This window comes from Streptomyces sp. NPDC038200 (assembly GCF_055600785.1).
This window is the reverse complement of record NZ_JBVJYH010000036.1, coordinates 22,485-42,227: the sequence shown is the minus strand read 5'-3', so window position 1 is coordinate 42,227 and position 19,743 is coordinate 22,485. Positions and strand designations below refer to the sequence as shown.

At 73.3% G+C, this 19,743-nt stretch carries 16 protein-coding genes; 14 read left to right on the top strand and 2 right to left on the bottom strand.

What is annotated here, in order from left to right; genetic code table 11:
• The first annotated feature begins 3 nt into the window (after window positions 1-3).
• From ACZ7KF_RS40140 to ACZ7KF_RS40095, 10 genes are all read left to right on the top strand, one after another.
• Entirely contained in the window at window positions 4-3,021 is a 3,018-nt protein-coding gene (locus ACZ7KF_RS40140) for a Cof-type HAD-IIB family hydrolase (RefSeq protein WP_471087172.1), read from the top strand.
• Window positions 3,018-5,093 (top strand): 4-alpha-glucanotransferase, encoded by a 2,076-nt coding sequence (malQ, locus tag ACZ7KF_RS40135; protein WP_471087169.1) that lies wholly within the window; start codon window positions 3,018-3,020, stop codon window positions 5,091-5,093. The genes ACZ7KF_RS40140 and malQ overlap by 4 nt, the downstream gene beginning before the upstream one ends.
• Entirely contained in the window at window positions 5,074-6,282 is a 1,209-nt protein-coding gene (locus tag ACZ7KF_RS40130) for a sedoheptulose 7-phosphate cyclase (protein ID WP_471087166.1), read from the top strand. The genes malQ and ACZ7KF_RS40130 overlap by 20 nt, the downstream gene beginning before the upstream one ends.
• Window positions 6,275-6,640 (top strand): cupin domain-containing protein, encoded by a 366-nt coding sequence (locus ACZ7KF_RS40125; protein ID WP_471087163.1) that lies wholly within the window; start codon window positions 6,275-6,277, stop codon window positions 6,638-6,640. The genes ACZ7KF_RS40130 and ACZ7KF_RS40125 overlap by 8 nt, the downstream gene beginning before the upstream one ends.
• Window positions 6,637-7,665: an ROK family protein gene (locus ACZ7KF_RS40120; RefSeq protein WP_471087160.1), complete on the top strand. Its 1,029-nt coding sequence runs from the start codon at window positions 6,637-6,639 to the stop codon at window positions 7,663-7,665. Before ACZ7KF_RS40125 ends, ACZ7KF_RS40120 begins: the two co-directional genes overlap by 4 nt.
• Window positions 7,662-8,591 (top strand): SDR family oxidoreductase, encoded by a 930-nt coding sequence (locus ACZ7KF_RS40115; RefSeq protein ID WP_471087157.1) that lies wholly within the window; start codon window positions 7,662-7,664, stop codon window positions 8,589-8,591. The genes ACZ7KF_RS40120 and ACZ7KF_RS40115 overlap by 4 nt, the downstream gene beginning before the upstream one ends.
• A 22-nt stretch (window positions 8,592-8,613) precedes the next feature.
• Window positions 8,614-10,554 carry a radical SAM protein gene (locus tag ACZ7KF_RS40110; RefSeq protein WP_471087155.1) on the top strand — a complete coding sequence of 647 codons (1,941 nt, stop codon included), beginning with the start codon at window positions 8,614-8,616 and terminating at the stop codon, window positions 10,552-10,554.
• An 85-nt stretch (window positions 10,555-10,639) separates the two neighbouring features.
• Window positions 10,640-12,130, top strand: coding sequence for a GMC family oxidoreductase (locus ACZ7KF_RS40105; RefSeq protein WP_471087152.1), 1,491 nt, complete (start codon window positions 10,640-10,642; stop codon window positions 12,128-12,130).
• Window positions 12,131-12,168: 38 nt separating this feature from the next.
• Complete coding sequence (locus ACZ7KF_RS40100; protein WP_471087149.1) at window positions 12,169-13,113, top strand: aldo/keto reductase; 945 nt, start codon at window positions 12,169-12,171, stop codon at window positions 13,111-13,113.
• A gap of 324 nt (window positions 13,114-13,437) precedes the next feature.
• Window positions 13,438-13,932 carry an LGFP repeat-containing protein gene (locus ACZ7KF_RS40095; RefSeq protein WP_471087146.1) on the top strand — a complete coding sequence of 165 codons (495 nt, stop codon included), beginning with the start codon at window positions 13,438-13,440 and terminating at the stop codon, window positions 13,930-13,932.
• Window positions 13,933-14,087: 155 nt separating this feature from the next.
• Here ACZ7KF_RS40095 and ACZ7KF_RS40090 read toward each other — a convergent pair whose 3' ends face one another.
• The gene (locus ACZ7KF_RS40090) at window positions 14,088-15,509 is read right to left on the bottom strand and encodes a DEAD/DEAH box helicase (RefSeq protein WP_471087143.1); all 1,422 of its coding nucleotides are present in this window, start codon (window positions 15,507-15,509) and stop codon (window positions 14,088-14,090) included.
• A 373-nt stretch (window positions 15,510-15,882) separates the two neighbouring features.
• The gene (locus ACZ7KF_RS40085; RefSeq protein ID WP_471087140.1) at window positions 15,883-16,932 is read right to left on the bottom strand and encodes a GlxA family transcriptional regulator; all 1,050 of its coding nucleotides are present in this window, start codon (window positions 16,930-16,932) and stop codon (window positions 15,883-15,885) included.
• A 135-nt stretch (window positions 16,933-17,067) separates the two neighbouring features.
• Here ACZ7KF_RS40085 and ACZ7KF_RS40080 point away from each other — a divergent pair, with 135 nt between their 5' ends.
• The 4 genes from ACZ7KF_RS40080 to ACZ7KF_RS40065 all read left to right on the top strand — a co-directional run bounded on the left by ACZ7KF_RS40080 (window position 17,068) and on the right by ACZ7KF_RS40065 (window position 19,673).
• Window positions 17,068-17,898 (top strand): dienelactone hydrolase family protein, encoded by an 831-nt coding sequence (locus ACZ7KF_RS40080; RefSeq protein WP_471087137.1) that lies wholly within the window; start codon window positions 17,068-17,070, stop codon window positions 17,896-17,898.
• Window positions 17,899-18,123: 225 nt separating this feature from the next.
• A complete protein-coding gene (locus ACZ7KF_RS40075) occupies window positions 18,124-18,684 on the top strand; it encodes a CAP domain-containing protein (RefSeq protein ID WP_471087206.1) in 561 nt (186 codons plus the stop codon).
• A 197-nt stretch (window positions 18,685-18,881) separates the two neighbouring features.
• On the top strand, window positions 18,882-19,142 hold the full coding sequence (locus ACZ7KF_RS40070; protein WP_471087135.1) for a hypothetical protein: 261 nt from the start codon (window positions 18,882-18,884) through the stop codon (window positions 19,140-19,142).
• A 12-nt stretch (window positions 19,143-19,154) separates the two neighbouring features.
• A complete protein-coding gene (locus ACZ7KF_RS40065) occupies window positions 19,155-19,673 on the top strand; it encodes a hypothetical protein (RefSeq protein WP_471087132.1) in 519 nt (172 codons plus the stop codon).
• Window positions 19,674-19,743: the final 70 nt, after the last annotated feature.

The window sequence follows — 19,743 nt, the reverse complement described above, 5'->3', positions numbered from 1 at the left end:
CGCATGCACATCATCCACTTCGCCTTCGAGTGCGGCGGGTTCGACAACCGCCTGATGCGCGGCGGACTGTCCCCGCTGGTGTGGAACCTGTCCCGGGAGTACGCCGCGCGGGGCCACCGCGTCTCGCTGGTCACTCCGGCGCACGGCCTCCTCGACACGCTGCGGCGCGATCATCCGATCGAGGACCTGCCCTACGTCCACGAGTACCGCGTCCCGCTCGTGCCGGACCCCAAGGTGTGGCCGGACCAGCCGGCCGAGATCACCCTGGAGCTGACCGTCCGGGCTCACCGGCTGCACAAGGACGGGGTGGACGTGTACTTCCTCTCCGACGCCTGCCTGGACCTGCTCCCCGATCGGCTGTACCCGCCTCCCGGCACCGAGGGCAGGGATCTCGCGCACTTCAAGCCGCTGGTGTTCCAGGTGGCGGGGGCGCACTTCATCCGGCGGTATCTGAAGGGCGAGGAGGCGGTGGTCCACGGCTTCGAGCCGTACTACCACTACCTTCTGCCGCCGCTGTTCGCCGATGACCCGTCCCTGCGGACCGTGAGCACGGTCGCGGCCAACGCGCCCGTCACGCAGTCGGTGTACCGCCCGCAAGTGGAACGGCTGCTCGGCATGTTCGGCGTCGACGCGGACCTCGCCGCGTTCGAGGATCCGCTGCCCGTCGAGGGCAGCCCGGAGGCGACCATGGCGCGGGTGCTGGCCGGCACCCGGATGCACGCCGAGCACGGCCCGGACCACATCGCCTTCCTGCCGCTGATCCTGGCACACGCCGATCTGGTCGACTTCGTCTCACCCGGCCAGCGCGACTACTACAGCACCTTCCGCGACACCCCGTTCGAGGCTCTGTTCCAGACCCTTCCGGTGTCCCGCACGCTGCGCGAGCAGGCGGCGAAACTCCTCATGGGCGGCTGCGGGATATCCGACGGCTGGCTGGCACGGGACGCGGGAGCCGTGGACCGCGAGGCGGTCCTGCGCGGCCTGGGCCTCGACCCGTCGCTGCCGGTCTTCTACCACGCCGCCCGCTACGCGGTGCACCACAAGGGGCAGCTGGAGCTGGTCCGCGCCGTGGAGGACGTCCTGGCGAGCGGCACGGAGGCGGTGTTCGTGCTGCGCTTCGCCACCAGCGGAGGCGGCGGCCAGGCGGCACCCGTCGGCAACGCCTACTTCCAGAGCGTCGCCGACCTGTACCCGGGCCGGGTCCACCTGGACTGGCAGCTGGCCGACGAGGACACCCTGTTCGAGCAGGCGGCGTGCGCCGACTTCTGCGTCTTCCCCTCGAAGTTCGAGCTCGACGGGTTCCTGATCGCGCAGGCGGAGGCGATGGCGTGCGGTGCGGTGCCGATCGCGACCGCGCAGAGCGTCACCGCGCACTTCGGGCACGCGCTGCCCGCGGACGATCCGCGGGCCACCGGGTTCTCGCTGCCCGGCTCGTTCCGCGACGACGACCCGGCCCTGGCCGAAGCGCTCGCCGAGCGCATACGCCAGGCCGCGTCGCTGCGGCGCGCGGCCCCCGACGAATACGCCCGGCTGTCGGCCAACTCCCGTGCGACGGCACGTTCCTTCACCTGGGCGCGGAGCGCGGACCGGCGTCTGGCGGCCTTCGCGGGCCTCCTGAGCGGCCGGCCGAGGCCCTTCCCCGTCCAGGACGCGATCCGCTACGGCTGGTTCGACGTCCTGCCCGCCGCCGCCTGGATCCGGCACCGGCAGCTCATCGCACGGTCCGCCGCGGCCATGGGGGACACCGCGGCCTACGGGCGCTGCGCACCTCTGGACCAGGAGGCGTACGAGCGTCTCTTCGAAGCCGCCTACGCCCGGGCCGACTTCGCCCGGTGCGCCGAGACCGCCCGCGCGGCCGGTCGGGACGACTGGGCGGCGCGGGTGAGCGGGCGGTACAGGGTGTTCCGGGGCCCGGACGGCCGCCGGCATCTGGAATACCGTCACCCGCACGCGCGGCACGTGGAGATGGCGGTGCCCGGTACCGGTGTGTCCCGGGCGGCCCTGGAGTCCTGCGCGGAGGCCGCCGCCTCCGACGAGGCCGTGCCCGCGGACAGCGGCATGGTGCTGACGCCGCTGGCACCGGCCGGGGAAGGCGTCTTCCGCGGCGCCCTGCCCGGTTCCGCCGCCGACGGCCGTCTGCTCGTCATGCTGACCCTGGCCTCGGGCCGGGTCACCTGGGACACCGTCCCGTGCGACGGCCTCGCGAAGGCGCCGCCCTTCCGGCTCGTGGCGACCGATCTCGACGGAACCCTGCTGCGCAGCGACCAGACCGTCTCCGAACGCACCCTGCGCGCTCTCGCCCGGGCGGCCCGGGCGGGAGCAGCCCATCTCGTGGTGACCGGAAGACCCGCCGCGGCCTGCAAGCAGTATCTGGCCGCACTCGGCTACCGCGGGCTCGCCGTGTGCGGGCAGGGCGCCCAGCTCTACGACGCCGGCGCCGACCGGCTGCTGACCTCGGCCTCGCTCGACCTCGACGTCGCACGGGAGGTCGTGGAACGCGTCGAGGCGGCGCTCGGACCGCTGGAACTGGGCGTCGTGACGGCACCGCCCGAGAGCCGGTTCAAGGTCACTCCCCGCTTCGGTGAACGTGTCCGCCACGGCTGGGACGTCACGACCGACCGCGGTCTGCTGTGGACGGACCCCATCGACAAGCTGGTCCTGCACCACCCGGGCGTGCCGGAGGACGAGCTCGAGTCCGTGGCCGAGGCGCTGTGCGGTGACATGGTCACCGTCGTGCACTCGGTGCAGGGAATGGTGGAGGTACTGCCCCCGGGCACCACCAAGGCGGCCGGCGTGGAACGGGCTGCACGGCTCCTCGGCTGCGACCCGGCCGAGACCGTCGCGTTCGGTGACATGCCCAACGACATACCGCTGCTGGCCTGGGCCGCGCACGGCGTGGCCGTGGCCAACGCCCATCCGGCACTGCGGGCGATGGCCGACGAGATCGCGCCCGGCAACGACGAGGACGGCGTCGCCGTCGTCCTGGAACGTCTCTTCGGCACCGCGGAGCAGGCGTCATGACCGAGATCCTGCACGAGCTGGCCCGCGCCCACCGGATCGCCACCGCCTACACCACCGACCGGGGGCAGCGGATGTCCGTGGCCCCGGACACCCTCGTGGCCGTGCTCGCCGCGTGCGGTGTCGACGCGTCCACGAACGCGGCGGCCCGCGCCGCCCTCGCGGCCCACCGCGACCGTGCGGCGACCCGGCTGCTGCCCGAGACCGTCGTCGTGCGCGGGGGCCGCGTACCCTCGCTCGGCCTGCCCGGCGACGCCACGGCGGAGGTGGAACTCGAGGACGGGGGCACCGCCGACCTGTCCGGCTCCCTGCCGGCCGGCCGGCACACCCTGCACGTCAGCACGCCCGGGCGGAGTCGGTCCGCACCGCTGCTCGTCGTACCGGAGCGGCTGCCCGTGCCGGCCGAACGGCACTGGGGATTCCTCGTCCAGCTGTACTCGGTGCTCTCGCGCCGTTCCTGGGGCATGGGCGACCTGGGCGACCTGGCGGAGCTGGCGTCCTGGTCGGGGCGCGCGCTCGGGGCGGACTTCGTGCAACTGGGTCCGCTGCACGCCATGGAGCCCGGTCCGCTGCCGGACCCGTCGCCGTACCGGCCCGGGACCCGCCGGTACCCCGACCCCATGCACCTCAGGGTGGAGGCGATACCGGAGTACGCGTACCTCACGGACGAGGCCCGCCGTTCGGCCGACCGGTGCGTCACGCGGGCCCGGGCAGTGAACGAGGCCGTGCTGCGCGGCGATCTGACCATCGACCGGGAGACGGTGCGCCACCTCAAGGACGAGGCGCTGCGGGCGGTGCACCGGGTGCCGCTGTCGCCCGCGCGGGCCGCGGCGTTCGCGGAGTTCACCGCGCGCGAGGGCCGCGACCTGACGGACTTCGCCACCTGGTGCGCGCTGGCCGGTGTGCACGGCGGGGCCTGGCGTTCCTGGCCGGTCACGCTGCGCGACCCGCGATCCCCGGCCGTGGCCCGGGCCCGCGAGGAGCTGGCCGCCGAGGTCGACTTCCACCGCTGGCTCGCCTGGGTCACCGACGAACAGCTGGCCGCGGCCCAGGCGGCGGCCACCGGCGCCGGCATGGAGATCGGTCTCATCCACGACCTGGCGGTCGGCGTGGCCCCGGAGGGCGCCGACACCTGGGCGCTTCAGGACTGCCTGGCCGCGGGGATGAGCGTCGGCGCGCCACCGGACGACTTCAACCCGCACGGCCAGGACTGGGGTCAGCCGCCCTGGCGTCCCGACGGTCTCGCCGCGTCCGGCTACCGGCCGCTCGCCGGGTTGCTGCGGGCCGGGCTGCAGCACGCGGGGGCGCTGCGCATCGACCATGTGATGGGCCTGTTCCGGCTGTGGTGGGTGCCCGAGGGGCGGCCGCCGTCCGAGGGCACGTACGTCCGCTACGACGCCGAGGCGATGCTGGGCGTGCTCGTGCTGGAGGCCCACCGCGCCGGCGCCGCGGTGATCGGCGAGGACCTCGGCACCGTGGAGGCCGGCGTGCGCGACGCGCTGGACGGGCGGGGGATCCTCGGCACGTCCGTGCAGCGGTTCGAGTACCTCGGGGGATCGGAGGGACGCCACGGTCCGCTGCCGCCCGAGCGGTGGCGGCGCGACTGCCTCGCCACACTGACCACCCACGACCTGCCGACGACCGCGTCCTGGCTCAGTGGCGAGCATGTCGAACTCCGCGCCCGCCTGGGCCTGCTCACGCGTCCGGAGGCGGAGGAGAAGGCCGAGGCCGCGGCCGAGCGCGACGGCTGGCTGGCGGAACTGCAGCGGCTCGGACTGCTGCCCGACCCGGAGGGTGACGTCGTCGCGCTGCACCGCTTCCTGTGCCGCACCCCGGCACGTCTGCTCGGCGTCTGGCTGCCGGACGCGACCGGCGACCGCCGCCCCCAGAACATTCCCGGCACGTCCACGGTGCACCCCAACTGGCGGCTGCCCGTGAGCGACGGCCAGGGCCGTCCCGTACCGCTGGAGGAGCTTCCCGGACAGCCGCTCGTGGCCGCTGTGTCCCGGGTGTTCGCGGAACTCCGGCGGCACCGTGAATCACTTGAGGAGAGAGATGTCAGGCCAGGTTCTTGATCGGGTCGGCCATCCGTCGGCGGGGGTCCGCGAGGATTCCGGCGGCTTCGACCTGAGAGCACCGGACGGCACCCGCTACCGGGTCGACCTCGCCACCGGGGTGCTCGACCCGCGCAACACCCTGCTCGCCGGCTATCTGGAGGGCCGCCGGGTCGTGGCTTTCGTCAGCCCGACCGTCGATCGTCTCTACGGCGACCGGCTGCGCGCCTATCTGGAGGCGCACATCCGGCCGGGCCAATGGACCCTGCACGTGATGTCCGGCGGTGAGCACCACAAGACGCTCGCCGCGGCGGAGCACGTCTGCGCCCTCGCCAAGGCGGACGGGCTCGACCGGCACGGAGTGATGCTCGCCGTGGGCGGTGGCATCGTCGCCGACGTGGTCGGCTTCGCCGCTTCCATCTACGCCCGCGGCATCCGCTACATCAAGGTCAACACCACCCTGGTCGGTCAGGTGGACGTGGGCGTGGGCGTCAAGACCGGCGTCAACGCCCTGCAGACGAAGAACATGTTCGGCGCCTACCACCCGGCCCACGCCTCCCTGAACGACCCCGTCTTCCTCGCGACGCTCCCGCACCGGGAGATCCGCTGCGGGCTCGCCGAGATCGTGAAGATGGCCGTGATCCTGGACGCGGACCTGTTCCGGACGCTGGAGGCGCACCCGGACGCGTTCCGGCGCGCGGACGGCGACGGCCCCCCGGCCGCTTCGCACGGGGAGCTGGAGACCTACGTCCTGCGCACGTCGATGCGCCTGATGATGGAGGAACTCTGCCCCAACCTCCAGGAACACGAACTGGCCCGGCTGGTCGACTTCGGCCACACCTTCAGCCCGGTCGTCGAGACGGCGGGCGGCCACCGTCTGGAGCACGGCGAGGCCGTCGCCGTGGACATGGCGTTGTCGGCGCACCTCGCACGGCTGCTCGGGCTGGCCGACGACGAGACCTGCGAGCGCGTCGTCGGGCTGCTGCGGCGGATCGGACTGCCGGTGTTCGACCCCGACACCTGCACACCGGAGCTGATGACGCAGGCGCTGCGGGCCTCCTGGCAGCGCCGGGGCCGCAAACTGCACCTCGTCGTGCCGACGGGGATCGGCAAGGCGGCCTTCGTGCAGGAACTGGAGGACGTGCCCGGGGACGTGCTGGAGGCAGCGCTGGACGCGCTGGCCGCGGACGGGGAGCGGCGCGATGCCTGAGGCCGTGGTCAACCTGCGGGATCTGCTGGCCGGCAAGGAGCGGGACCACGGCGGTCTCGGCACGATCCTCGCCCATCGGGTCTTCGCACGCCGGCCCGGTTCGCCGGGCGCGGACTTCGTCGATCTGGCGGTGCTGCCGCCGGGCACGTCGATCGGCAGGCACCGGCACGGCGCCGACCGTGAGACCTATGTCGTGCTCGACGGCACCGGCCTGATGTACCGGGACGGCGAGGAGTTCCGCGTGGCCGCGGGCGACGTCGTCGTCAACGGCCCGCACGGGGAGCACGGCCTGCTCAACGACGGTGACCAGGACCTGCGGCTGCTCGTCTTCGAGGAGGAGCTGGGAGGAACGACGTGACGGCCGACGACGTGTTCACCGTGCTCGACGTAGGCGGCACCACCTTGCGGGTGGGCTCCTACGCACCCGCGACCGGCACCCTCTCACGGGTGCACCGGGTGCCGGTCGACGGCATGCACCGCGACCCCGGTGCGCCCGTGGCGGTGCTGCAGCGAAGGGTCGTGGAGCAGATCGTGCGCGAGGTCGCCGCGCACACCGGCGGGCAACGGCCACGGGCCCTGGGTGTCGCCTTCGCGGGGCCGATCACGGCAGCGGGACTCGTGCTCGCCGCTCCCACTGTCTGGGGGCGGCGCGGGGACCCGCTGCCGCTCGGTGAATTGCTCACACAGCAGACCGGGACGCCGTCCGTCGTGGTGAACGACCTGACGGCGGCGGCCTGGCGGTACGCCGCCACCGAACCCGGGGACTTCTGCCTGATCACGGTCAGCTCCGGCATCGGCAACAAGGTGTTCCGCGGCGGCGAGGTCCTGGTGGACGCCGACGGCCACGGCGGCGAGCTGGGCCACTGGGTCTGTGATCTCTCCCCCGACGCACCGCTGTGCGACTGCGGTGCCCGCGGCCACCTGGGCGCCCTCGCGTCCGGGCGGGGCGTGCTGGCCGCGACGCGCCGGGCCGCGCACACCGACGAGGCCGCGTTCCGCGGCTCCGGGCTGGCCGCGCTGTGCGAGGGCCGCGCGGAGCGCATCGGCAACCGGGCGATCGCGGAGGCGGTCCGTGCGGGTGATCCCTTCAGCACGGAGGTGCTGCGCGGCACCCTGACGCCCCTGGCCCAGGCGCTGTCGGGGGTGTTCACGTCGATCGGCGTGTGCCGCTACATCCTTATGGGCGGCTTCGCGCTGGCGGTCGGTGAGCCGTACCGGCGCCTGCTGGTCGGCGAGCTGGTGCGGCTGGGCTGCTTCGGCCTCGGACCCGGGCAGATCGACGCGATGGTGTCGCTCGGGGTCTCCGACGACGACCACGGGCTGATAGGTGTGGGCCGGCTGCTGGCGGAGCGGACTCCGGTGCTCTCCCAGGGGGCGTCATGACCGGTGAGCCCGCTCTCGTCGTGGGCAGCGGTCTGGTGGGCGCCGGGATCGCCCGGCGTCTGGCGGCGGCGGGCGATGCCGTGACGCTCGTCTCGCGCCGCCCTCCCCTGCTGCCGCCCGAAGGGTACGGAGCCCGCTGGGCCGCCCTCGACATCACCGACGCCGAAGCCTGCCGACGGCTGCTCGACCGGCTGCGGCCCGGACGCGTCGTCCTCGTGCACGGACCCTCCGACGTCACCTGGTGCGAGGAACACCCGCAGGAGGCGCGGGCCGCGCATGCCGGAGCGGCGGCCACCTTCGCCACCCTGGCACCGGACGCGCTGATCGTGCTGATCTCCACCGACAACGTCTTCGACGGCGCCGGTGCGCGCAACACGGAGAGCACTCCCGTGTCACCGGCGAACGCCTATGGCCGGGCGAAGCGACAGGCAGAGGAGACACTGCTCGCCAAGGCCGCGCGGGCGGTGGCCCTGCGGGTCAGCCTCGTCTACGGCCACGAGCCGGCCGACGCGGGCAAATGGCTGAACTTCTTCTCCGCCTGCGCGCACCGGCTGCGGTGCGGGGAACGGGTCGAGGCCCCCGACGACCACTGGACGACGCCGGTGCTCCTGGACGACGTGGCGGAGGTGACGGCGGCGCTCCTGCACGCCGGGCACCCGCTGCCGCCGGTGCTGCACCTGGGCGGCCCCGACCGCGTCACACGCGCCGAGTGGGCCACCGTCATCGCGCGGACCCTCGGAGCGCCCACGGACCTGGTGTCACCGGTTCCGCGGGCCCGCACCCGTTACGCCTCCCGCCCGGTGAACGCCTGCCTCACCAGTGAGGTGCTGGCGACCCTGCCCGCCACCGAGAACATCACGGTCCGGGGGGTGCGCGAGGGAGCGCGCCTGCTGGCGTCCGCGTTCGCCGGACCACCGGCCGTCTGATTCCGTTTCTGCGAGGAGCCCAGTGGCCACAGCACTCACCCGTTTCCGGCATGCCCGGATGTACCTCACCTTCCGCTGCAACTCCCGCTGCGGGTACTGCAACGTATGGCAGGACCCCGTCTTCGACGGACACCAGGAGCTGACGTCCGACGGGCTGCGCCGCTGCCTCGACGAGCTCGCGGAGCTGGGCGTCACCTACCTCGACATCACCGGTGGCGAACCGTCCCTGCACCGCGAGCTGGTCACGGCGGTACGGCATGCCCGCGATCTGGGCATGACCGTGGAGCTCACCACCAACGCCATCCGGTTCGCCCCGCTGGCGGCCGAGATCGTGCCGCTCGTCGACACGCTCAACATCTCGCTGGACACGCTCAGCGCCGAGCGCTACCACCGCATCCGGGGGACGGACACGCTCGACCGCACCCTCGCCCTGGTGGAGGGGCTCCGGGCCGAAGGGGCGGCCAACCTCAAGCTGATCTGCGTGGTGACCGACCAGAACGTGGCGGAACTGGACAGTGTCGTCGCCTACTCCCAGCGGCACCGGGTCCCGGTCTACCTGGCCCCCATGTTCAGCTACTTCGCCGCACAGAGCGAGGTCCGCCCGGCCGGCTCGGTACGGATGCTCAAGCTGGCCGCCGTCAACGGACGCAGCAGTACGGCCGCCGAGGCCGAGGCGCCTGCCCGGGTTCCGTCGTCGCCGCTGCTGCGCCGGGTCGCGGAGCAGCGGTACACGCCGTACACCGTGGTGAACCTGGCCTTCCTGCACCATCTGCGCACCCTCGATCCGTCGGCCGTGACCGCCTGCGGCGCCAACTCCCGGATCCTCACCATCGGTCCGGACGGCCGGGTCATGCTGCCCTGCTACCACGAGTGGGACGCCTCGCTCGCCTGGGAACGGCCGTACCGGGAGCTGGTGCGGGACCCGGAGCTGATCCGCGTGCGGGAGCAGGAGGTGGGCCACCGCCCGGGGTGCCGCAGCTGCGCGGTCTTCCCCTACCTGGGACTGCCGATGAGCCACCGGCTCACCACGCCCTTCCTGCTGCAGGCCTTCTCGCGGGAACTGGACCGGCTCAAGCCGTACGCGGCGACCCTGACGCCGCAGAGCCGTGCGGCGCTGCTGGAGCGGAGCGACGCGCTGCTGGCAGAGGTGGAGCGGGCGTCCGCGCCGCTGCGGCCCGGGGAGCACCTCGACGAGCTGTACCACTTCGAGGCCGTGGACGGGCTCGTGCGCACCGATCTCGCCGAGAAGCCGGTCACGCTGGAGGAACTGCTGGCCGACCACGCCCATGACGACTGCTGGCGGGTCCAGCGGACCCCGCACCGGATCGTCCGGCTGTTGTACGCCGAGATCCTGCCCGCCCTCGCCGCCGCCGGACAGGACGGGGCCGCGGACGGTGCCGCGCTCTGCGCGGACGTCCTGGACGTCCACCTCGACTGCTGGCACATCCTGCTCGCGCTGCTGCCCGGGAGCGGCGCGCCGGACATCTCGGCACGGCAGCGGCTGGCGCACTGGTGCGCCCGCGCCGGAGCGGTGCTCGGCGGCCGTCGCCCCGCGGCGGCGCTGGCCCTGCTGGCGTCCCTCAGCACGCTGCCCGCCGCGGACATCGCCGCCTGGGGCTCGCCGCGCGGACACGCCGAGGAGCCCCTCACCGTCAAGCTGCTGCGCTCCCTGGCGAGTCCCGGGCGCCGCACGGAACTGGCCTCCCTGTTCTCACCGGAGTTCGGGCCCGCCCTCGGCGGCGAGCCGCTGACGACGGCGCCACCGGCAGCCGGTCCGGTGCCGACGCCCGAGGAGGCGCGCGCCGGCCGAGGACTTCAGCGGTTCGTGGCCTCGCTGCGCCACGCCGACACCCGCACGGTCCGCACGGCACTGCGGCGCTGGAAGGCGGCGGCCGATCCGGCGACGGCCACGGACATCGACCGGCGTCTGCTGCTCGCGGAACTCGGGGCCGCAGCCCTGTGAGCCCCCGAGGCCGTCGTCCGCCCCGTCCCCCACGACCGGTCCCCTCCCGCCGCACCTCCGGCGGCCACCTCCCCATGGAGTGACCATGACGAGTTCATCCATCCAGTCCGGCCATGACGTCGTCATCCTCGGTGGCGGAGTGGCCGGTTGCGTGCTGGCGGCCCGCCTCACCGAGGACCCCGGGACATCCGTGTGCCTCGTGGAGGCGGGCCCCGACTACGGGCCGCGGCGGCGGAACTGGCCCGAGAAGGTCCTGAACGCCCGTGCCCTGCCCCGCGACGAGGTGTGGGAGCGGCACACGGCGTTCTACCGCATCCGGGCCCGGATCCTGGGCGGATCGTCGTGCATCAACGGTGCCTGGAACACGTGGGGGTCGCACGCCGACCACGCGGAGTGGACGCGGGCGGGCGGTGAGCGGTGGTCGGCCGGTGCGCTGGAGCCGTACCGGCTGCGGGCCGTGGCACGCATGGGGCTGCACGCCGTGCCCGACGAGGAGCTCTCCACCTGGGCCTCGGCCGCGCTGACGGCGGCGAGCGAACTGGGCTACCGGGAGGTGGACATGGGAGCCCCCGGCTCGCCCGGGTACGGCCGGCCACTGCTCAACGCCGTCGACGGGGTGCGCTGGAACGCCGCCTTCGCCTACCTGGACCCGGCGACCCGGTCACGGCCGAACCTGACGATCCTCGGCAACGCCCTGGTGGACCGGCTCTCGGTCCGGGCGGGCCGGGTGTCCGGCGTGCACGTCGTCCTCGACGGGGCACCGGTGACCCTGGAGGCCGGCACCTACGTGCTGGCGTCCGGCACCTTCGGCTCCCCCGCCGTGCTGCTGCGCAGCGGCATCGGTCCCGCCGCGCACCTGAAGGAGAACGGGATCCGCTGCGAGGTGGATCTGCCGGGTGTCGGCTCCAACCTGTCCGACCAGCCCGGTGTCTTCGTGCCCCTGGTGCCCACGGACCGGCTGAACAAGGAGCTGGCGGCCAAGGAGTCGGCCGGGGAACTGTACGTCAGCCGCATGCTGGTCCGAGCGGCCAGCGAGTACTGTCCGGACGGGGGGTGGGACCTGCACCTTCTGCCCACGGCCGGGCCGCCGCTGTTCGGGAAGCTGCCGCAGGGGCAGTACGAGGCGGGCATCTCCGCCTTCCTGATGAAGCCGGTCTCGCGCGGACGCGTCCGGCTCCGCTCGGCGGATCCTCTGGAGCCCCCCGAGATCGATCCCGCCTTCCTGACCGATCCGGACGGCCGTGACGTCGCCGTGGTCCGGGCGGGGCTGGAGAAGGTGGCGGAACTGGCCGAGGCCATGAAGCCGCTGGCGCACCCGGCGGACGGCACACCGGTCCACGCCCTCGCCGATGCCGTCCTCCGGGACCGGGTGGGCACCTACTGGCACCCCGTGGGGACCTGCGCCATGGGTCCGGCGGAGAACCCGCAGTCGGTGGTCGACGGGCTGGGCGCCGTCCACGGTGTGGCGGGACTGCGTGTCGCCGACGCCTCCGTCCTGCCGACCGTGCCCGCCGCCAACACACAACTTCCGGTCCTGGCCGTCGCCGAGATGCTCGCCGACACCCTTCGCGCCTGACCGGCCTTCCACCGACCGCACTCACCAGGGAGACCGCCATGGCGGCAGAGACTGACATACGCGCGCACAAGCTGGTGTACGGCTGCATGGGACTCGGCGGCGGCTGGGACACGAAGCCGTACACACCCGAGGACGTCGGGCGCGCGCAGACCGCGATCGAAGCGGCCCTGGCCGCCGGCATCACCGCTTTCGACCACGCCGACATCTACCGGTACGGCAAGTCGGAGGCCGTGTTCGGGGAGGTTCTCGCCCGCAGCCCCGGGCTCCGGGAACGCATCGTCCTGCAGACCAAGTGCGGTATCCGGCTGCCCGACGGTGACCGCCCCGGGCACTACGACCTGCGGGGGGCCGGCATCGTGCGGCGGGTCGAGGAGAGTCTGGCCCGGCTGCGCACGGACGTCCTGGACGTCCTCCTCCTGCACCGGCCCGACCCCCTCGCCGATCCACGGGAGGTCGCCTCCGCGCTGACCTCCCTGCACGCCCAGGGGCTGGTCCGGCAGTTCGGCGTCTCCAACATGAGCGGCCCGCAGATCGCCGCCCTGCAGGCCCACATGGAGCTGCCGCTGGTCGTCAACCAGCTGGAGATGAGCCTGGACCGGCGCGACTGGGTGGAGTCGGGCGTCCTGTTCAACACGGCGGCCGCCGCGCGGAACGGCTTCGCGCCCGGCACGCTGGAGTGGTGCGCGGCCAACGGCGTCCGGCTCCAGGCGTGGAGCCCGCTCGCCCAGGGCCGCCTGACCTCCCACGAGGACACGGAGGTGAACCGGCTCGTGGCCGCGCTCGCCCGGCGCAAGGGCACCACACCCGAGACCATCCTCCTGTGGTGGCTCCAGCGCCATCCGGCGGGCGTCGCCCCGGTCGTGGGCACCACCCGTCCCGAGCGCATCGGCGCCTGCGCGGACGCCGTACGCCGCGAGCCGGAGCTCACGCACGAGGAGTGGTACGAGCTGTGGGTCGCCGCGCGCGGCGTCCCCCTGCCCTGAACGGACCGGCCGCCGGACCCCGCGTCCGCGGGGTAACGGGGTCCCCGCGGTCTCGTTCCCGCTCCGACCGGCCGGGACGGCACCTCACGGAAGGCGGTGCCCTGGAAGCCGACTCACTCGATAGCGTGAGATCGCGCCGGCAACACGACGATCCTGCGCACAGCCCCCGTAACTTCCTTGTCGTCGGCGGGTTTCCGACTACGTCATGCGTCCCGGATCACCGCCCGCTCCCCGGGCCCGGACCCGGAGCTGCCGTACCTGCCGAGACGGTTGCTGAGCGAGGAGGTGGGCGCAATCCGCGCTGGTGAGAAAGAAGGTGGTCGTGTGAGGCACCGGGGTGCGGTTGCCCGGCCGGCGGTCCGCAGGCGGATCGCCGCGGCATCAGGTCTGCTGGCCCTGCTGGCGAGCATGTCCGTGGTGGGAGCCGCGGCGCCCGCGCAGGCCACGACCTACTGCGGGACGCACGAGGTCGTGGGGGACATCGAGCAGCGATACATCAAGATGGGCGGGTCCGGCGGGGCGCTCGGCTGCCCGCTCACGGACGAGTTGGCCAACCCCGACGGGCACGGCCGACGCACGCAGTTCGAGCACGGAACGATCTACTGGTCCGCGCGCAGTGGTGCCTGGCCGGTGTGGGGGGCCATCGGCGACTATTGGTGCAACGAGGGGTGCGAGGCGGGATGGCCGGGCTACCCCACCGGCTACGAGTACAGAGTGGGCGACGAGATCCGCCAGAACTTCCAGTGCACGGTGATTCACTTCCAGGCCCTGGGCGGAGGGGCGACGAAGACCTGGTCGGACCCCAACACCTGCGTCTGACACCCGGCACGGGCCACAGCTCTGCACGATCTTTCTCCAGGGGCGGTCGGCGCACCGCCGACCGCCCTCGCCGGCACCGACGGACGCCGCCAGGCTCCTGGGACTGCCCGGTGGCAGCGGACCATGCCGCCCGCGGCCGGTCCGGGAAGCCCGGCTCAGCCGCCGCGCCGCACCCGGGCCGCCTTGCGGGCCTCCGCGAGCTTGCGGGCCTCGCCGCTCTTGCGGGAGGACCTGCCACCGGAGCCGCTCTTCGCGTCCTTGGTACTGCCCAGGCCGCGGAACGGGGCGTTGTGGTTCCTGGGGCGCGGTACGGCCGGCCCGCCGTCGAGAGGTTCTCCGGAGGGGGCCTTGGCGCCGGTGATCCGGCTCAGCTCCGCCTCGCCGGACCGCACCTTGGTGACCTTGGGTACGACGTCGGCGTCCGCCATGACCTGGCTCGTCTCGCGGCGCTGTCCCGACAGGACGAGTGTCACGACGGTGCCGGAGCGGCCGGCCCGGGCCGTGCGGCCCGCGCGGTGCAGATAGTCCTTCGGGTCGGTGGCCGGGTCGACGTTGACTACCAGGTCGAGGTCGTCGACGTGCAGGCCGCGTGCGGCGACGTTCGTCGCCACCAGCGCGGTGACCTGCCCGTTCTTGAACTGGGCCAGGGTCCGGGTGCGCTGCGGCTGGGCCTTCCCGCTGTGCAGGGCGGCGGCGGCCACGCCACTGGCCCGCAGATGCCGCGTGAGCTGGTCGACGCCGTGCTTGGTGTCCAGGAACAGCAGGACGCGGCCGTCCCGGGCGGCGATCTCCGTGGTCACCGCGTACCGGTCCGGGCCGTGCACGACGAAGACGTGGTGCTCGATCGCGGAGACCGCGCCGGACGAGGGGTCCACGGAGTGGACCGCGGGATCGCGCAGGTAGCGCTGCACCAGCTGATCGACGTCGCGGTCGAGGGTGGCGGAGAACAGCATCCGCTGCCCGTCGGGACGCACCTGGTCCAGGATCTCGGTGACCTGCGGCAGGAACCCCATGTCACACATCTGGTCGGCCTCGTCCAGGACCGCGATGCGCACCCGTCCCAGCCGGCAGCTCTTGCGCTCGACGAGGTCGTGCAGCCGACCGGGTGTGGCGACGACGATCTCGGCGCCGTCGCGCAGCACGGCGGCCTGCCGTCCGATGGACACTCCGCCCACCACGGTCGCAAGCCGCAGCCGCAGTGCCTCGGCGTACGGGGCGAGCGCCTCACCGACCTGTTGCGCCAGCTCCCTGGTGGGCACCAGGACGAGCGCCAGCGGCTCCTTCGGCTGCGCGCGCCGCCCGGCCGTCCGGGCGAGCATCCCCAGCCCGAAGGCGAGCGTCTTACCGGATCCCGTACGCCCCCGTCCCAGGACGTCCCGTCCCGCGAGCGCGTTCGGCAGCGCCGCCGCCTGGATGGGGAAGGGGACCGTCACACCGTGCTCGCCGAGCACCCGCAGAACCTCGGCGGGCAGCCCCAGCTGTGCGAACGACGCCGCCGTGGGCCGTGCCGAAGTGGCACCCGACGCCGCGGACACATCTTCCTGCCGCCGGGCATCGGCACGTGTCGATTCGCTCACAGAAAGCCTTCCTCCGAAAGACCGTACCGAGGAAGGCGCGGCGGGGACGCGGCCACCGGCCGGGGGCCCCGTGCGGGGCACCGGCACAGCGACGCTGCAAAAAATCGACATTAGCACGAAGCATGCCGCCCGGGCCTCCCCTGGCCGCGCGAACAGCACCGACGCCCGGCGCGGCCCCCGGCCAACCGAGATCCGGACCAGGAGTGGACCAACGTCGCTTCCCCTGCGGCGATTTCACTCTTTTCTCCGCTCACCGCGCCGACCGGCCCCGCGCGGCATCCGCGGCCCTCTCCCCCGGCAGCACCAGGCCGCCATCCCACACCGTCACCTCCACCGGATCGCCGGTACTCCGCGCCTCCGGCGGCACGGAGTGCTACCGGACGCCGTCGTCCGGGTCCGACGCCCGCTCCGTGCGGCGGAAGGCGGCACGGTAGGCGCTCGGGCGGTGGCCGGTGTGGCGGGCGAAGAGAGCGGCGAAGGTGCCGGGATCCTGGTAGCCGACGGCCGCGGCGACGGCGGCGACGGTGCCGTCGGTGGTCTCCAGAAGATGGCGGGCGCGGCGGATGCGGGACTCCTGGAGATGAGCCAGCGGGCTGCGTCCGGTCTCTTCGGCGAAGCGGCGCAGCAGCGTGCGGGTGCTGACGCGGAAGGCTTCCGCGAGCGCGGCGAGGTCGTACCGTTCGGCGAGGTGCTGGTCGAGCCGCCGCATGACCCGCTGGGAGAACTCCCGGCCGGGCTGTGGGAGGAGCCGCGGGTCGACGTACGGGGTCTGGGAGTTCCGCGCGTCGTCGACGAGCGCCAGCCGTGCGGTGGTGCGGGCCACCCGGGCGCCGTCGTGTCGGCGGATCAGGTCCAGCGCGAAGTCGTACATGGCACTGAAGGCGGCCGTGGTCGTCACCCCCGTGTCGGTGACGACCAGGTGCTCGGGCCGTACGTCGGCGTCCGGGCAGCGCCTGGCCAGTTCGCCCGCGTGCAGCCAGGAGGTGGTGGCCCGGCGCCGGTCGAGAAGCCCGGCCTCGGCGAGCAGGAACGCGCCGACGCAGAGGGAGACGACGGCGGTGCCGGCGGCGGCCTGCGCGCGGATGGCCGCGATCTCGGGGGCGAGCCGGGCGAGCCGCGCGTCGAGGTCCGTGTCCGGGCGCAGTTCGAAGCCGGGGACCACGAGGACATCGGCCTCGCGCAAGGGACGCACGTCCAGGCGCGCGCCGCCCGAGGCCGTGACATGGCGGCGGGGCGAGACGACCGACACCAGGTAACCGGGCGCTCCCGGGCCGGCGACATGCCCGGCCATCGTCAACAGGTCGGGGATGCCGAACACTTCGGACGCGAAGCAGCCCGGGTACGCCAGGACGCCGATCCGCAGCGCCCCCGGTCCCGCGCCCGGACCCGAACCGTCCTCCGCCCGCCGCGCCGCCTCCGTCATCGCTCCCTCCCCAGGGGCCCCGGCCCCGGTTCGCGGACCCGTACCGATCGCGCCCCTCGCCTGTGGCGAGATTACCCTTGGCCTCGGCGATCCCGCCCCTCACCCGGCGACCGGCCCCCGGACCAGGCTGGCCCCATGAGCGACGACGATCCGATCACCGACTTCATCCGCCGGAGCGTGACCGTGGAGGGGGTGGAGAAGACGGTGTACGTGGCCGGGGCCGGGCCCGCGGTCGTGGTGCTGCCCGAGATGCCGGGCATCAGTCCCGACGTCCTGCGACTCGCACGCTGGGTGCGGGACGCGGGCTTCACCGTTCATGTGCCCTCCCTGTTCGGGACGGACGGTGCCTTTCCCACGGTCGAGGGCGGCCGGGAGGTCGTCCGCCGCGCCTGTGTCAGCGCGGAGTTCCGTGCCTTCGCCGGGGGCGGCACCAGCCCGGTGACGCTCTGGCTGCGCGGCCTGGCGCGCCAGGCCCACGGCGCGTGCGGCGGGCCGGGGGTGGGCGCGATCGGTCTGTGCTTCACCGGTAACTTCGCCCTCACCATGGCCCTGGAGCCTGCGGTGATCGCCCCGGTGGTCAACCACCCGTCGCTCCCGCTCGACGACCCCGGCGGACTGGAACTCGCCGCGGCGGACGCGCGCGCGGTGCGCGACCGGCTCGACCGCGACGGGCTCACCGTGCTCGCCTACCGCTTCGAGGGCGACCGCTGGTGCACGGGGCAGCGCTTCGCCGCCTACCGTGCGCTGCTCGGTGACGCCTTCGACGGGCGCGTCCTCCCGGACAGCGCCGCCCATCCGGCCCCGCCGCCCTTCTTCGCCGATCTGGTCGGCACCCCGCACAGCGTCGTCACCGCCCATCTCGTCGACGAGGCCGGCCATCCCACGGTCCGGGCCCGCGACGAGATCCTCGCTTTCCTCGCCGACCGCCTGCACCCGCGCGGGAGCCGGCCGCTGCCCGCCGGCTGATCGGCCCTCGGTCCGCTGGACGCGACTCCCGGACTCGCCGGCACGGTTCACCCGGCGACCCGGCGAGACGGCCCCCGAAAGCCCTGGGCAGCGCACCGTCGGCGGCTGATCCATGCGAGGGAATCCCGGCATGTCGCGGACGTGCGCGGGGTGCAGGCACCGGGACAGTGAGCACGTCGTCCCCGACCAGGGACCGTCCTGTTGAGGAGGCCAGGCGTGAAGCACATGGTGAGGTCGATGGTTGCCGTCGCGGCGGCCGGAGTGTTCGGGCTGCTGGTGCCGGGGCAGTCCAACGCGACGGTGGGCACCGCGCGGCAGGCGGAACCGGCAGGGGTGGCGTCGCCCGCGGGGTACTACCCGAACGTCGACCGCATCGTCTGCGAGATCAACAAGGAACGGACCGACCTGGGGCTGCCCGCGCTGCTGATCTCGGACAGGGCCGGCGATGTCGCCCAGGCCCACGCCCGGGACATGTCCCAGCAGAACAAGCTCACGTCCGTCGGAAGCGACGGCAGGGACCTGCGCACCCGACTGAGCGACGCGGGTATCTTCTCGCCCTTCATCCACGAGTTCATGTTCTTCGGGTACGAACACGACGCGTACTTCGCGGACATGGCCACCGATCCCGGTTCCGAGAACGGCTTCTACAAGGTCCTCATGGGCCCGGAGGTCGTAGCGCTGGGCCTCGGCTACGAGAGCCGGTACTGGGACGTCGACCTGCTGGGGCCACACCGGCGTCTGACGACGCGCGCAGCGGACTGCGGTGGGAGCGCAGCCGCTGAGTAGAGTCACTCCGGCCAGGCCGAGGCGGACCTGCGTGCGCAGGTCGGACGCTGCCGCCCCGGCAGGCGCGATGCCGGCCTGCCCGCTCCCGGACAGCCATCCGGACTGCCAACTTCCGTATCTGCGAGCGTGCTTGACGCGTGTGCCGTGACGGCCCGGGTAGTCGGGAAGTCCCATCCGGACGAGAGGAGCGACGGCTCGTGAACCCGCGAGAGAAGACTGGCATATCCACACTCGGCACGCTGCCGCCCGGCACCCGACAGCGCTCGCAACTGCGGGTCCGCGTCGCCGATATCGCGTGGACCGCCCTGTGTGTCGTTCTGGCTCTGTGGGCGGTGGCGAGTTCGGTCGGCGCCGCACGGGGGATGACGGCCTGGGCGTACTGCGCGGTGGCCTGGATCCTCCTGGCGGTCGCGTGCGCGATGCGGCTCGCCGCCGCCCGGCGCAGAAAGCGGCTGTGAGGGAGGCCGGGCATGGAAAGGATCAACACCTTCCTCAGCAAGCACCTGTGGGTGCAGATCGCCCTGTCCGTGCTCGCCGCCAGCGCGCTGATCACGCTGATCTATCCGGGGCGCTCGTTCCTCTCCGTAGTGCTGCGCACCGCCGTCATCTCCGTCGGCGGGATCGGCGTCGCGCTGGCCGCGCGCCGCAAAGAGAAGCGGGCCGCGGGCGGCACGACGGACGGTCTCGTGTCGCTGGACCGGAAGCTGCGCACCGGTGAGGTGCCGTCGGATCCGCAGGAGCGCCGGGCGATGCACGACCTGGTCGAGCAGCGTCTGCACCGGAGTCGGCACCGCGTGGCGGCACTGGTTTTCCTCGTGGTGCTCTTCACCTCGATCACCGTGCTGACAGCCCTCACCGCGGGGCTGCGGCAGACCGTCGGCCTGGCCGTGCTCACCGTCGCCTTCACCGGGTGGATGGCCTACCACGGCACCGTTCAGAACCGCCGGCTGCTCACCATGCGCGCGGCACTGCAGGCGCGGGAGGGGTAACCGTCCCGTTTCAGGGCGACGATGATCCTCCGCACGGCTCGAGCACTCCGTCCATGCGCTGCCCCTTCCA

Coding starts and splice junctions, on each gene's coding strand:
- ACZ7KF_RS40140 (WP_471087172.1), top strand. CDS start 4: ATGCACATCATCCACTTCGCCTTCGAGTGCGGCGGGTTCGACAACCGC.
- malQ (WP_471087169.1), top strand. CDS start 3,018: ATGACCGAGATCCTGCACGAGCTGGCCCGCGCCCACCGGATCGCCACC.
- ACZ7KF_RS40130 (WP_471087166.1), top strand. CDS start 5,074: ATGTCAGGCCAGGTTCTTGATCGGGTCGGCCATCCGTCGGCGGGGGTC.
- ACZ7KF_RS40125 (WP_471087163.1), top strand. CDS start 6,275: ATGCCTGAGGCCGTGGTCAACCTGCGGGATCTGCTGGCCGGCAAGGAG.
- ACZ7KF_RS40115 (WP_471087157.1), top strand. CDS start 7,662: ATGACCGGTGAGCCCGCTCTCGTCGTGGGCAGCGGTCTGGTGGGCGCC.
- ACZ7KF_RS40105 (WP_471087152.1), top strand. CDS start 10,640: ATGACGAGTTCATCCATCCAGTCCGGCCATGACGTCGTCATCCTCGGT.
- ACZ7KF_RS40100 (WP_471087149.1), top strand. CDS start 12,169: ATGGCGGCAGAGACTGACATACGCGCGCACAAGCTGGTGTACGGCTGC.
- ACZ7KF_RS40085 (WP_471087140.1), bottom strand. CDS start 16,932: ATGACGGAGGCGGCGCGGCGGGCGGAGGACGGTTCGGGTCCGGGCGCG.
- ACZ7KF_RS40080 (WP_471087137.1), top strand. CDS start 17,068: ATGAGCGACGACGATCCGATCACCGACTTCATCCGCCGGAGCGTGACC.
- ACZ7KF_RS40075 (WP_471087206.1), top strand. CDS start 18,124: ATGGTGAGGTCGATGGTTGCCGTCGCGGCGGCCGGAGTGTTCGGGCTG.
- ACZ7KF_RS40065 (WP_471087132.1), top strand. CDS start 19,155: ATGGAAAGGATCAACACCTTCCTCAGCAAGCACCTGTGGGTGCAGATC.